Genomic DNA, 12867 nt, shown 5'->3' on the forward strand with positions numbered 1-12867 from the left:
AGATCAGATGAAACACGAAATTGTTGAAAAAAATATTGGTCTGATGATCGTACTGATCGTCCTGACCATCAGCGGTGGCTTTCTTGCCGAAGTAGTCCCCCTGTTCTTCCTGAAGAGCGTAAATGAGCCAGTGGAGGGCCTTGAGCCCCTGTCCGCGCTTGAGCTGGAAGGCCGGGATATCTATATCCGTGAAGGCTGCCACGTGTGCCATACCCAGCAGATCCGCCCGTTCCGTGCGGAAACCGAGCGGTATGGCCATTACTCTGTCGCGGGCGAGTTCGTTTACGACCGCCCGTTCCTGTGGGGTTCCAAACGTACCGGCCCGGATCTCGCCCGCGTAGGTGGTCGTTATTCCGACGCCTGGCAACGCCAGCACCTTTACAATCCGCGCAGTGTGGTGCCCGAATCGAATATGCCAGCGTTCCCGTGGCTGTTTGAGGACCAGGTAGACCATACCAAGACCGCCGCGAAGCTGGAGACTCTCCAGACTCTGGGCGTGCCCTACACCGACGAGCAGATTACCAACGCATCCGCTCAGGTTGAAGGCAAATTTGAAATTGAGGCTCTGGTCGCATACCTGCAACAGCTGGGTACAGTGATTTCAGAAAAACGGTGAACCCATGGATATTAATGAGTTACGCGGCATTCACACTCTTCTGGTAATGGCGGTTTTTTTTGGAATCGTCTGGTGGGCCTACAGCGCCCACCGCAAGAAGGCCAACGAGGAGGCAGCCCATCTGCCCTTCGACGATGACGACGTGGAAAAGCGTACGCTCGAACAGGAAAAAACGGAGAAGAAACAATGAGTACCTTCTGGAGCATCTGGATCAGTGTGATCGTGCTCGGTACCGTTTTTGGCTGCTGGTGGCTGCTTTGGGCAACCCGTAAAAGCCAGACGACCGATAGCGAAACCGACCGTACTATGGGCCATTCCTTTGATGGCATTGAGGAATACGATAATCCCCTGCCCAAGTGGTGGTTCTATCTGTTCCTCGCTACCTGTATTTTCGCGCTCGGCTACCTTGCCCTGTACCCTGGTCTTGGCAACTGGAAAGGCCTTCTGGGCTGGACTTCCACGAATCAGTGGGAAGCCGAAATTGCCGCCGCTGAAGACAAGTACGGCGAGATTTATGCCCAGTTCGGCCAGACGCCGGTTCCGCAGCTGGCGGAAAACAGCGATGCCATGAAAATCGGCCAGCGCCTGTTTGCCAACAACTGTTCGGTCTGCCACGGCTCTGCAGCCCGCGGTCAGGTTGGCTTTCCCAACCTGACCGACAATGACTGGCTGTACGGCGGAACTCCCGAAAAGATTCTGGAGACCCTCCACAATGGGCGGATGGGTAACATGCCAGCGAAAGGCGTTATGCCCAGCATGACCAATGAGCAGGTCGACCAGGTGGTCAATTATGTCCTCAGCTTCAGCGGTCGTGAACAAGACGCCGAGGCTGCCGAGGCAGGAAAGGCCGTGTTCGCTCAGGCATGTGTTGCCTGTCATGGAGCTGACGGCAAGGGTAATCAGGCGGTTGGCGCTCCCAATCTGACCGACAACACCTGGCTGTACGGATCCAACTACGAGTGGATCAAGGAAACCGTGATGAATGGCCGTCAGAATCAGATGCCCGCTCAGCAGGGTCGCCTCTCAGACGATCAGATTCAGATTCTGGCAGCTTACGTATACAGCCTGTCTAACTGAGTCACCCGGCCGGGGGTTGCCCCGGTCCGGTCTTTTCAACCCTGTGTCTGCCCTGCGGGCACAGGCTTGAAAAGATCAGCAGTCCCAGGGCCTGTTGTCCCGCATTACCGTTTTTCTGGAGGTAACGATGAGCAGTGAGATCCCGGTCAAACAGGTTGACCCATCCTCTGATCCCTCCGGCGACAACAATAAATCCGGAACCGTCGAACTCTACGCCAGCCGCAAGAAAATTTACGTAAAGGAAGTTAAAGGCTCCTTTCAGCGAATCCGGAATGTCAGCCTGACCATGCTGATGGGCATGTATTTCCTGTTTGTCTGGATTACGCTTGACGGGCAACCACTGATTTATTTCGATCTGCCAGCCCGCGAATTCCACCTCTTCGGCGTTACCTTCTTTCCCAAGGACTTTATTCTGCTTTCGGGCACGCTGATTATCGCCGCCTTCGGTCTGTTCTTCGTCACAACTCTGTTCGGCCGGGTCTGGTGCGGCTATACCTGCCCGCAAACCGTCTGGACCTTTATCTTCATGTGGGTCGAGGAACGGATCGAGGGCAGCCGTAACAAGCGCATGAAGCTGGACAAATCTCCCCGATCAGCCGGGAAACTGGTCAAAAAATCTGCCAAACACGCCGTCTGGCTGTTGATCGCCCTTGCCACTGGACTGACCTTTGTTGGCTACTTCTACCCTATTCGCGAGCTGCTGGGCGACCTTTTCACATTGCAGGCAAATGGCTGGGCCTACTTCTGGATTGGTTTTTTCACCGTTGCCACTTACCTGAATGCGGGCTGGATGCGGGAGCAGGTTTGCCTCTACATGTGCCCATATGCCCGCTTCCAGTCGGTGATGTTTGACCCCGACACCCGTGTCGTTTCATACGACCCGAACCGGGGCGAGCCAAGGGGTGGCCGCAAGAAGGGCGTTGATCCTGCAGAAGCCGGCCTGGGTGATTGCATTGACTGCGGTCAGTGCGTGCAGGTCTGCCCCACAGGCATTGATATCAGGGACGGGCTGCAATACGAATGCATCGGCTGCGCATTGTGTATTGATGCCTGCGACGAAATCATGGACAAGATGAATTACCCGCGGGGACTGATTCGCTATACCACAGAGAACCAACTGGAAGGCAAGGCGTCAAAGCTCATGAGGCCTCGCACCTTTGGTTATGGCGCAGTGCTGTCATTGATGATCGCGGCGATTATCTTTACCATTGCAACCCGGGTTCCGGCCCAGTTGGATGTACTGCGTGACCGCGGCGCCCTCTATAGCTTTAACGGCGAAGGCCGGATTGAAAACTCCTACACGCTGAAACTTTCGAACATGTCCGAGGTGCCCCAGACCTTCTCCCTGTCCGTGACCGGCATGGAAGGTATCCGGATTCTTACCGAAACCAAAGTCACGGTGGAAAACGGGGAAAACCGGTCAGTGCCTACGGTTGTTGACGTGCCGCCGGAATCCATCATGGAATCGAATAGCGAAATCCTGTTCAGGGCCCAATCGGAAACAGATACTTCTCTGAACCTTGAAACTGAAAGCCGGTTTGTTGGTCCAACGCGCTGACCCTTCATTTCGCGGCGATTCCAATTTTTAAAACGGGACATTGATATATGACTGCTGAAACACAAACAGGCCCCTGGTATCGTCAACCCTGGCTCTGGTTCCTGCTTATGTTCCCCGCTGCGTCAATCGTTTATTGCGCCATCGCGATTACGGTTTCCCTGAATATGGATAATTCGTTAGTGACGGACGACTGGTCCAAGCAAGGTCGTGGTATCAATATGTCCATCGCACGGGACGAGAAAGCTGCCAATCTGGGTATGGAAGCCCAGATTGATTTCAACAAACGGAACGTCACCATCAATCTGAATACCGCTGATGGCCCTGCGGATTTTCCGTATCTCGTCCTTAACCTGTTTCATCCCACTCTGTCGGGCCAGGACCGTATCGTCCAGTTCAAACAGATTGCCCCGGGCAAGTTCGTCGGCCAGCTTCATGAAGACATTAAAGGCCGCTGGTACTACGACCTTCGGGGGCCAGCCAATGAATGGCGCCTGAAGGGCGAAACCCAGCTACCCTCGAAAAGCGGAATCACGGTCAAAGCTGCGGAGTATGCCCAAGGTTGACCACCCTGGATTGCTTTCATTGCGGCGAGCCAGCCGACGGTGAGCCGCCCATCACCCTTGAACTCGATGGTACCACCCGCCATTTTTGCTGCCAGGGCTGCAAGGCGGTTTGCCAGACCATCCACAATGAGGGTCTGACCGGGTTCTACGAATTCCGGACAGAGGCTGCGGTTACCCCAAAGCAGCTGACTCCTGCAGAGGTGAGCCGCCTGAGAGAAATGGACCATCCACTGGTTCAGGCATCGTTTGTTGCTCCCGTCAAAGGCGCCCAGGAAGCCCAGTTACTGATCGGTGGTATTACCTGCGCTGCCTGCATCTGGCTACTGGAAAACCACCTGAAAAAGCAGCCGGGCGTAGTGTCCTTCTCGGTCAATCACACCACTCAGCGGGCAAGGCTGGTTTGGTCCCAGAATCAGGCGCCGCTGAGCGACCTGCTGATTGCCATCCACGAACTGGGATATACCGCCCGCCCCTACCAGGCAGACGAAGCTGAACAGGCCCTCAAGGCCGAACACCGTTCCATGCTGATCCGGCTCGCGATTGCCGGCATTGGCTCCTTCCAGAGCATGATGCTGGCGTTTCCTCTGTATTTTGAGCTGGTTAACGACCTGTCCCCGCAGTTTGTCAGCTTCTTCCGCTGGTTCAGTCTGCTGGTCGCCACACCGGTGGTTTTCTACAGTGCCGCGCCTTTTTTCAGGAACGCCCGGCGCGATATCCTGAGCCGGCAACTGACCATGGATGTACCCGTTGCTCTCGCCATCGGTCTTGCCTATCTCGCCAGCGCCTGGGTAACCGTGTTTGGTGGCGAGGAGGTGTACTTCGAGTCTGTGGTCATGTTCACCTTTTTCCTGCTCCTGGGACGCTACGTTGAGGTTCAGGCCCGCTATCGCGCCGGGCTGACAGGCAATGCTCTTGCCGGCTTCCAGCCAACCGTGGCGACGCTGGTGACGGGTGATGATTCGGAGATTGTGCCCGCCCACCAGGTAAAACCAGGCGATACGATCCGCGTGCGGCCGGGAGAAACCCTGCCTATTGATGGCGAGATTGTCCGGGGCCAGTCAACCCTCAACGAGGCAGCCCTGACCGGCGAGTATCTGCCGGAGACCCGGTTCCCCGGGGACCCGGTCCATGCCGGCAGCGTCAACGGTGAAAACCCCCTGGACATCCGGGTGGTGAAAGCCGGCTCCCAGACCCGCCTCTCCGGCATTCTGAGGATTCTGGACCGGGTACAGTCAGAGAAACCCCAGGTAGCGAGGATGGCCGACAGAATGGCGAGCAAGTTCGTTGGCCGGGTGTTGATCCTCGCGCCCATTGTTTGGGTGGGTTGGTGGCTGGCCGGTGCCGATAATGCTTTCGACATTACCCTCTCAGTCCTGGTCGTTACCTGTCCCTGCGCATTGTCGCTCGCAACACCCACCGCCATCACCTCGGCAACAGTCAAGCTTCGCCGCCTTGGTTTCCTGCCAACCCGGGGGCATACCCTGGAATCGATGAACACCGTTGATACCGTGGTATTTGATAAAACCGGGACCCTGACCCGGGGTGAGCTGAGCCTCGTGGAAACCGACATTGTCGGCAGCATGGACGAACAAACCTGCCTCAGGCTCGCTGCCGGGCTGGAAAAATACTCCGAACATCCGATTGCCAGGGTTTTCCATAAACGAACCGCCGCCGCGGTCGGACACGTGGAGAACCACCTTGGCGGAGGACTTTCCGGAAAGCTGGAAGATCTCGCACTTTTTATTGGCCACCGGGGATTTGTAGAACAACATACTGGGGCGCCTTTCCCGGATACCGGGCAGCACAGGGGTATGGAAGTCTGGCTGGCGTCTGACAAGGAATGGCTGGCCTGTTTCAGGCTGGACGATCAACCCCGTGACGATGCCCGCTCAGCCATCAGGGCTTTGCAGAAGGAAGGCATTCACACACTGCTCCTGAGCGGCGACCGCTCGGGCCATGTCGATCGGATTGCCGCCCTTCTGGGGATTGATGAAGCCGTCGGCCAGGCCTCCCCGGAAGATAAGCTCGCAGTGCTTGAAAAGCTGAGGGCCGAGGGGCGACAGATCATGATGGTGGGGGACGGGTTGAACGACCTGCCCTCCATGGCCGGAGCCGGCATTTCGGTTGCGATGGGCACCGCCGCAGACCTGACCCAGCTGAAAGCCGATGCAGTACTGCTCAACGGCCAACTATTACAGCTGGTTGAAGCCCTGAAAACCAGCCGCCAGACCCGCAAGGTTATCCGCCAGAATCTGTGGTGGGCCCTTGGCTACAATGTATTCGCACTGCCACTCGCTGCGGCTGGCATGGTGCCGCCCTGGCTGGCCGCGATCGGCATGTCGCTCAGTTCACTGGTCGTTGTCCTTAACGCCCTGAGACTCGGCAAAGCCCCTGGCGAGGGACATCCGGACAATCGCCCGGTTGGCGCCCGGACGCTGGCCTGATAACGTGCCCCTATACTCTTTTCCGCGAGGTTTAACCCGTGCAAATCGTAATGTTCCTGGTTCCGGTAATGCTCATACTGGTGACGCTGGGGATCGCACTGTTCTCATGGGCCGTCAAAAACGGCCAGTATGACGACCTTGAAGGTCCCGCCCACCGGATACTCTACGATGATGACAAGGACATGATTCCGGACGAAGCCCGGACCGATAAGCCGGCGGACAAAAAAACCACCGGGCAGACAACCGAGGCCGGCGCAAAGACCAAATCAGGAGAGGATGAGCCGAAACAAGGATGAGCCCGGAACTCTACCTCAGCTATCCAAGCGCTTTCCTGATCGGCCTGCTCGGCAGCACTCACTGCCTGGGAATGTGCGGAGGCATCAGTGCCTCACTTTCCATGGCCCTGCCGGTTGGCAGGGGCTTCCGGCTTCGGCAGTCGGTCATGCTGCTTGCCTTCAATTTTGGTCGCATCGGCAGTTACGTCCTGATCGCAACCCTGGTTGCACTGGCCAGTACCTTCGCCGCCAGTCAGTGGGAGCTGGCTGGCCTGGTCCTGCGGACCCTGGCGGGCGTATTGCTGATTTTCATGGGTCTGTCCATGGGCCAGTGGTGGCAGGGAATCCGGCATATCGAGCGCGTCGGAGCACCGATCTGGAGCCGACTGTCTCCCCTGACCCGACGTTTCCTGCCGGTAAACCACGGCGGACAGGCACTGGCCCTGGGTGCGCTCTGGGGCTGGCTGCCCTGCGGCCTGGTGTACAGTACCCTGGGCTGGGCAGCATTGCAGCCGACGGTGGGTTCGGCTGCTTTGACCATGCTGTTTTTCGGGCTGGGAACCCTGCCGTCCATGCTGGCAACAGGGTATGCAGCAGGCTGGATCCGGGGTTTGCAGAAACACCGGTTATTCCGGAAAGTCACCGGCGCCCTGCTGATTCTGTTCGGCGTCTGGACGCTGCCATTCCAGTATCTGGTCGGGCATTAATGCGCGGCTTTGCCTAGATATTCAGCACATCCAGGCGACCAAAGCTGCTTGCCTCTTCCGGTTCCGCCGTCTGCACCGCCTGGCGTTTGCCGCCCAGCCGTCTGCCCTCCCGGAAATCGTACAGGTTGGTATCCGCCAGGTGTGAAGGTTCAACGTTGCACATGGCGCGGAACATGGTTTCAAGGCGCCCGGGGTGCTGCTTGTCCCAGCTCTGGAACATATCCTTGATCACCTGGCGCTGGAGGTTTTCCTGGGAACCGCAGAGGTTACAGGGGATGATCGGAAACTCCCTGAGGGCGGCGTAGCGGGCAATGTCCTTCTCACGACTGAACGCCAGCGGCCGGATGACCGTATTGCGGCCATCGTCGCTGTGGAGCACTGGCGGCATCGACTTGAGTTTGCCGCCATAGAACATGTTCAGGAACAGGGTTTCCAGAAGATCGTCCCTGTGGTGGCCCAGGGCAATCTTGGTAACGCCGTGCTCCTCCGCGAAATTATAGAGAATTCCGCGACGTAGGCGGGAACACAGGCCACAGGTGGTCTTTCCTTCCGGCACTTTTTCCTTAACAATACTGTAGGTGTCCTTCTTGATGATGTGATACTCGATACCCATGGACTCAAGGTATTCGGGCAGTACCTCTTCCGGAAACCCGGGCTGCTTCTGGTCAAGATTGACGGCAATCAGCTCAAACGAAACCGGCGCGCTTTTCTGCAGGTTAAGCAGAATGTCGAGCATGGCGTAAGAGTCTTTACCGCCGCTGAGACAACACATGACTTTGTCACCGGCTTCAATCATCGAGAAATCGGCAATCGCCTGCCCGACTTCGCGGCGCAGACGTTTCTGCAGCTTGTTCAACTCCAGTTTCTGGCGGCGTTCGCGCTCTGGGTTGAGAGACTGTTCGGAACTGGCGATCATTGCTTCGGGCATACCAACTACGTTCATAAGGCCGTTCATAAGGCAAGTGGACGTGGGATTATACGCGTCACATGGATTCAGGGACAGGTTACCAACATGGATATGGTGCAACCGGGTAAAGAAGCCACCGGGAAACGGGAACACAATCGCATAGGGAACCGAAAGGCCATCCTGGCTGGAGACACTTCCCTGAGGGACCCGAGTCCCCTACCATTGGGCTTATGACAGATTACTACTCCAGCATGAGTTCCTCATCCCCCCGGGCGATCGAAACCGATGCCCTGCTTGAGCACCAGATTCAACATCTTCTGGTCGCCGTGGAGCATGAACTTCGAACGGCGCCTGCGGGAATGAGCGAGCTGTCGCTGATCAAGTCGCTCCAGAGACCACCGTGGAAACTTCTCGGCGAAGTCACTTTCAACGAACCGGAAAAGCTCTACCCGGTTCATTTTCTGTTGTTCCACGTATTATACCGGCTGCGTGACCAGTTGTCCGACACGGGTGAAAGTCTCCGGATTTCACCGCTGAATATCTGCCTGGAAACCCAGAAGGTCATCGGTGGCAAAGGGGTACCAGATGGTGTCGACACACTTCGCCAATTCTATCTCGACCTTTCCCAGTACCATTTGCCGGAAGACGCAATACACCAGATGATGGATGATTTCTGGGCCGGTCGCCCTGGCAAGGGCCCGGCACAGGCAGAAACGAAAGCCGCCGCCGAGGTACTGGGTTTTGAGGCCTTGCCATCGGATTTCCCCTCCGTGAAGCAACGTTTTCGACGCGCGGTTATGCGGGCGCACCCTGATCGGGGGGGCAACACGGAAACTATCCAGCATCTGAATGAAGCGTTCGCCGTTCTCAGAGCCCATTTTCGCCACAGCACCTGATCGATCTTGAAAAAAGATCTGTTTTCGGTTCAGTCAATTCAGGAGACACAATGCCGATCAAAGCACTCGCTAAACCGCTTGCCGTGTTTTCACTGTTGGCGACAGCCTTTCCAGCATGGGCTGATCTCGTCGTGCTCCAATACCACCATGTGAGCGATGCCACGCCGCCGGCGACCTCCACATCGGTCTCGCTATTCGAAGGCCAACTCGAAATGATTTCGGATCTGGATATTGAGGTCGTCAATTTGCTCGACGGTACAAGGAAAACTCTCGCTGGCGGGGACGAAAGTGACAACCGCATCGCCATCACTTTTGATGATGCCTACGAGTCCGTCTATTCAGAGGCAGCGCCCTTGCTGGCGTCGAAAGGCTATCCCTATACCATATTCGTGAACACCCAGGCCGTAGGGCGCAACGGCTACATGACCTGGGATCAGATACAGGAACTTGCCGGACGTGAAGGCATCACCATAGCCAACCACAGTGCCGACCATGGCCACCTTGCGAAAAAGCCCGGCGAGACAGACAGCAAATGGCAAACCCGCGTCTCGAACAGTCTCGACTCTGCCCAGGAAACCCTTGCCGACGAGCTCGGTACCAATGCCCCCCTGTTCGCTTATCCCTACGGTGAGTTTGACGAAGCACTTGAAAAGGAAATTGCAGCGCGCGGTTGGTATGGTTTCGGCCAGCAATCCGGCGCCATTGGGTCAAAATCCGCCCCCACGCGGTTACCCCGTTTTCCGATGGCCAATGCCTACGGGCAGCTGGGCAGCCTTGATGACAAACTTCGCAGTAAGGCCTTTCCTGTAAGTGCCGGAGACCTGCCCGATGGCGTGATCTCCGACAACCCACCGACACTGACTTTTCCGCTGATTTCCCCCATTGATGCCAACCAGCTGACCTGCTTTGCCTCAGGCAAGGGGCGGATCGGTTTCGAGGTGATTGACGGCAACGTGAGAGTGCAGGCCCCGGACAGCTTCAACAGCCGGCGTTTTCGCTACAACTGTACCCACCCTGCCGGTGATGGCAGCTACTACTGGCTGTCGCAACAGTGGCTGGACCTGAGCAAACCCGAGGACTGAGAGAACTGAGAGAACTGAGAGGACAGCGACGTCAATCCTCCAGTTGCATCAGTCCGATTTCGCCCTCGCTGACATGTGGGATTTTCCGGGGGCCGGACGGTGTTTCAATAACGGTCTGGCCGCTCAGGTCCTCCGCACGCGTGAACACGACCATCCATCGCTCCCCCCGGGCCGGAAACGCGGGTATCCATGCCTCCAGATAGCCGCGACGGCGCCAGTTCTCAGGCTCAAAATCCATCACCAGATCCGTCACCAGCCTGAGCGGCTTCATCTGGTCATCAAGAAACACCAGCGATGGCACCAGCACCCCGTTTCTGGCGTAGGAACGCAGCCGCATGACAAAACTGTCAATTCTGTCCGGCCCGGGAAGTTCAACCACCTGATAGGGGCTCGGACCCGTCAGAAATGGATGTACCTGCGAGCTTTCCGTTAGGGCAATTCCGAACTCCCGGCCCGACTGCCAGCTTTCACGATGACGAATGTCCATCGATTCACAACAGGCCTCAGAGAAGCGGGAGAAGTAATCGCTGATGGCGGGTTCAATACCCAGGATTGTAAAAGCGTCCGGATCATGGCCGGGCACCGGTGCACGGTCCGCTGTGTCCGGACCGGCATGATAAACGCGGGCCTCGGTAATCCGGACAGGCGGCGCTACCAGACCTTTCTGGCGATCGGAGCGGGTATCCGGCTGGTAATAGTCGACCCTGACATTGCCTTCGGCGTCCCGCCAGGTGAAGTAGGGTTGCCGTTCGCCGGGGCGAACGTAACCGTCCTTTTCAAGCTGGCCGGCGTCCGGGTAATTCTCAAGGGTGTATTCCGTTTCTTCCCGCAACTCCGGCTTCGGTCCGGTTCCTGCGGGGGCCGGGGCAGCGGCATCGGTACCGCCTTCTTCCCCGGTTGGTTGTTCCGGTTCTTCACCCGTGGCGCCGGCAATGGGTGAGTATCTCACCCTGCCCTGCTCATCCACCCAGGTAAAATAACCCTCTCGCTCGGATACGACCGAACCCCCGATCTGGCAACCCGCCAGCGACGTTGCCAGCAGCAGGGGTAATATCCGTTTTAGTCTGGAGCCGTTAGTCACTGACAATCACTACCCCCGGGTTCGAAATCGTCTTCAGAATTTGGTCCGGAAACTGAGGCCAGCCATTACAACCCGAAGCGAGGTTTTCACGTCCAGGCCAGCGTAGGGGTTATAAATGATATTGGAAATATTGTCACAGTTCAGGTTGCAACTGCCGTTGGCGGGTATCGACTCCACCGACTGAAGATAGCTGAGGTTCATATCAATCTCTGTGTTCTTGTCCCACCGATACCCCATACCGATGCTGTACAGGTTAGCACCCCCGAACGGCGCCATCACCTGCCGCTGGTCATCCGGGATAACCGAATCCCGGATTTCGACCCCCGCCCGCAGGTCCAGACGGGTCGACGCATGAAATTCCATCCCGAAAGCCCAGTTCCACTGACTCTTGAACCCCAGTGGCAGTCTCAGGGTATTCGGCGTGGCGTTATCCGGCGACAGGATCCGTGCCGCGTTCAGGAATTCAAGGTTGCGGTCAAAGCGGAAGACAAAGGCGTCCCATTGCTTGTAGTCGGTCCAGCCAATATCTGTGTTCAGGGTCAGTTTCGGGTGCACGTCGACACTGATACCGGTCTGGAAATGCTGGGGATAAACCAGGTCCATGCTGACATTGCCGGCCTCCTTGGGGGCACCGGAGGGAAGACTCAGAATGGCCGAGGTAATGGCACCCAGCACCGAACCGTTGACGCTTTGCCAAAAGCCGGACCAGTCATCCGTATACTGGATCTCGAAGGTACCCTTCATGTTCATTTCAGCTTCGGAGGTATAGCTTGCCCCCCAGCTGAACCAGTCGGTCGGCTCCCACATGACGCCCAGCGCATAAGTGGGCGACAGCGTTTCCTGCACATTGATGCTCAGGGCGCCAATATCATCCCAGGGGCCAACATTACCACCACACAGCGCAAGCCATGGCTGCAGCGGTTCGTCACCGCTTTCACAATTAAAGGCATCCTGAAGGACTTCCGCCACGCCCAGCAACATGTTGGGCGCCCGCATGTACTGATCCGCGGCGATCCCCATCTGCGACAGATGAATACCGGCGCCAACCGACCACTGGTCGTTGATCTCGTAACCAACCGTTGGTGACAGATAGGTCGTTCTCTGCAAGGCGGTGGCCTGGGGCTGATACCGGCCCGGATCGTCCTTGTCCCGATAGAAACCCGCCGCCAGCGGCAGGTAAAACGCATTCCCGAAGGTCAGTTTGGACCCGGGCGGATTGATGCTGATACCCGCCGAAGGCGCAATAGCCGGCCCCGGCGGCGCCCTCAGAATGCCATAGCCCGGTAGATACAGAGCCACGTTGTTGGAATGGCTGTGGGTATTGGCAACCGGGTCCCTTTGCTTGCCCGTCCGGGGATCAATCTCCAGCCCGTCTATGCCAAAAATCTCGTAGCCTTCAGGCGCCGTGAAATCCGCGTCGATATCCAGGTAGACGCTCATCAGATTCACTTCCAGTTGACGACCGTCCAGCTTGGTCAGACCCGCCGGATTGTAGTGAATCGCCATGATGCCCGGTGGGTCAGCGGTGACGGCATTGCCGAGCGCCAGCGCCTTGGGATGAATGGCCAGGTTCTGCGCAAGCTGGGCCTGGGTACCACACGAGATGGTCGTGGCAATCAGGGCCGCGAGAATCCGACGGTTGTGGCTTTTCTGTGCCATGA

At 57.3% G+C, this 12867-nt stretch carries 13 protein-coding genes; 10 read left to right on the forward strand and 3 right to left on the reverse strand.

Features of this window, described 5'->3' with window-relative positions:
• Nucleotides 1-7: 7 nt before the first annotated feature.
• From ccoO to NLK58_RS04365, 8 genes are all read left to right on the forward strand, one after another.
• Nucleotides 8-616, forward strand: a complete 609-nt coding sequence (gene ccoO, locus NLK58_RS04330; RefSeq protein ID WP_341582140.1) for a cytochrome-c oxidase, cbb3-type subunit II — start codon at nt 8-10, stop codon at nt 614-616.
• 4 nt (nt 617-620) lie between these two features.
• Nucleotides 621-806, forward strand: coding sequence for a cbb3-type cytochrome c oxidase subunit 3 (locus tag NLK58_RS04335; RefSeq protein WP_117617436.1), 186 nt, complete (start codon nt 621-623; stop codon nt 804-806).
• Nucleotides 803-1693 (forward strand): cytochrome-c oxidase, cbb3-type subunit III, encoded by an 891-nt coding sequence (gene ccoP, locus NLK58_RS04340; RefSeq protein ID WP_341582141.1) that lies wholly within the window; start codon nt 803-805, stop codon nt 1691-1693. Before NLK58_RS04335 ends, ccoP begins: the two co-directional genes overlap by 4 nt.
• 127 nt (nt 1694-1820) lie before the next feature.
• Nucleotides 1821-3251 (forward strand): cytochrome c oxidase accessory protein CcoG, encoded by a 1431-nt coding sequence (gene ccoG, locus NLK58_RS04345; RefSeq protein ID WP_341582142.1) that lies wholly within the window; start codon nt 1821-1823, stop codon nt 3249-3251.
• 47 nt (nt 3252-3298) lie between these two features.
• Entirely contained in the window at nt 3299-3814 is a 516-nt protein-coding gene (locus tag NLK58_RS04350; RefSeq protein ID WP_341582143.1) for a FixH family protein, read from the forward strand.
• Nucleotides 3811-6258: a heavy metal translocating P-type ATPase gene (locus tag NLK58_RS04355; protein ID WP_341582144.1), complete on the forward strand. Its 2448-nt coding sequence runs from the start codon at nt 3811-3813 to the stop codon at nt 6256-6258. The genes NLK58_RS04350 and NLK58_RS04355 overlap by 4 nt, the downstream gene beginning before the upstream one ends.
• A gap of 38 nt (nt 6259-6296) precedes the next feature.
• A complete protein-coding gene (ccoS, locus tag NLK58_RS04360; RefSeq protein WP_117617441.1) occupies nt 6297-6554 on the forward strand; it encodes a cbb3-type cytochrome oxidase assembly protein CcoS in 258 nt (85 codons plus the stop codon).
• Nucleotides 6551-7240: a sulfite exporter TauE/SafE family protein gene (locus tag NLK58_RS04365; RefSeq protein ID WP_117617442.1), complete on the forward strand. Its 690-nt coding sequence runs from the start codon at nt 6551-6553 to the stop codon at nt 7238-7240. The genes ccoS and NLK58_RS04365 overlap by 4 nt, the downstream gene beginning before the upstream one ends.
• Nucleotides 7241-7253: 13 nt before the next feature.
• Here NLK58_RS04365 and ttcA read toward each other — a convergent pair whose 3' ends face one another.
• Nucleotides 7254-8168, reverse strand: a complete 915-nt coding sequence (gene ttcA / locus NLK58_RS04370; RefSeq protein ID WP_117620269.1) for a tRNA 2-thiocytidine(32) synthetase TtcA — start codon at nt 8166-8168, stop codon at nt 7254-7256.
• 230 nt (nt 8169-8398) lie between these two features.
• Here ttcA and NLK58_RS04375 point away from each other — a divergent pair, with 230 nt between their 5' ends.
• Together NLK58_RS04375 and NLK58_RS04380 are read left to right on the forward strand one after the other, a co-directional pair.
• Complete coding sequence (locus tag NLK58_RS04375; RefSeq protein WP_227539438.1) at nt 8399-9043, forward strand: DNA-J related domain-containing protein; 645 nt, start codon at nt 8399-8401, stop codon at nt 9041-9043.
• 50 nt (nt 9044-9093) lie between these two features.
• On the forward strand, nt 9094-10125 hold the full coding sequence (locus NLK58_RS04380; protein ID WP_117617444.1) for a polysaccharide deacetylase family protein: 1032 nt from the start codon (nt 9094-9096) through the stop codon (nt 10123-10125).
• Between the two features lie 31 nt (nt 10126-10156).
• On the opposite strand, the gene NLK58_RS04385 is transcribed toward NLK58_RS04380, so the two are convergent.
• Both NLK58_RS04385 and NLK58_RS04390 read right to left on the reverse strand, forming a co-directional pair.
• On the reverse strand, nt 10157-11206 hold the full coding sequence (locus NLK58_RS04385; RefSeq protein WP_341582767.1) for a MalM family protein: 1050 nt from the start codon (nt 11204-11206) through the stop codon (nt 10157-10159).
• Between the two features lie 33 nt (nt 11207-11239).
• Nucleotides 11240-12865 carry an outer membrane protein transport protein gene (locus NLK58_RS04390; RefSeq protein ID WP_341582145.1) on the reverse strand — a complete coding sequence of 542 codons (1626 nt, stop codon included), beginning with the start codon at nt 12863-12865 and terminating at the stop codon, nt 11240-11242.
• Nucleotides 12866-12867: the final 2 nt, after the last annotated feature.

It is taken from the genome of Marinobacter metalliresistant, from assembly GCF_038098645.1.
Lineage (GTDB): Bacteria > Pseudomonadota > Gammaproteobacteria > Pseudomonadales > Oleiphilaceae > Marinobacter > Marinobacter metalliresistant.

What these genes read in the sequence shown, in the direction of transcription:
- NLK58_RS04375 (WP_227539438.1), top strand. Translation starts at nt 8,399, where the DNA reads ATGAGTTCCTCATCCCCCCGGGCGATCGAAACCGATGCCCTGCTTGAG.
- NLK58_RS04390 (WP_341582145.1), bottom strand. Translation starts at nt 12,865, where the DNA reads ATGGCACAGAAAAGCCACAACCGTCGGATTCTCGCGGCCCTGATTGCC.
- NLK58_RS04365 (WP_117617442.1), top strand. Translation starts at nt 6,551, where the DNA reads ATGAGCCCGGAACTCTACCTCAGCTATCCAAGCGCTTTCCTGATCGGC.
- NLK58_RS04335 (WP_117617436.1), top strand. Translation starts at nt 621, where the DNA reads ATGGATATTAATGAGTTACGCGGCATTCACACTCTTCTGGTAATGGCG.
- NLK58_RS04380 (WP_117617444.1), top strand. Translation starts at nt 9,094, where the DNA reads ATGCCGATCAAAGCACTCGCTAAACCGCTTGCCGTGTTTTCACTGTTG.
- NLK58_RS04350 (WP_341582143.1), top strand. Translation starts at nt 3,299, where the DNA reads ATGACTGCTGAAACACAAACAGGCCCCTGGTATCGTCAACCCTGGCTC.
- ccoO (WP_341582140.1), top strand. Translation starts at nt 8, where the DNA reads ATGAAACACGAAATTGTTGAAAAAAATATTGGTCTGATGATCGTACTG.
- ccoG (WP_341582142.1), top strand. Translation starts at nt 1,821, where the DNA reads ATGAGCAGTGAGATCCCGGTCAAACAGGTTGACCCATCCTCTGATCCC.
- ccoP (WP_341582141.1), top strand. Translation starts at nt 803, where the DNA reads ATGAGTACCTTCTGGAGCATCTGGATCAGTGTGATCGTGCTCGGTACC.
- ttcA (WP_117620269.1), bottom strand. Translation starts at nt 8,168, where the DNA reads ATGCCCGAAGCAATGATCGCCAGTTCCGAACAGTCTCTCAACCCAGAG.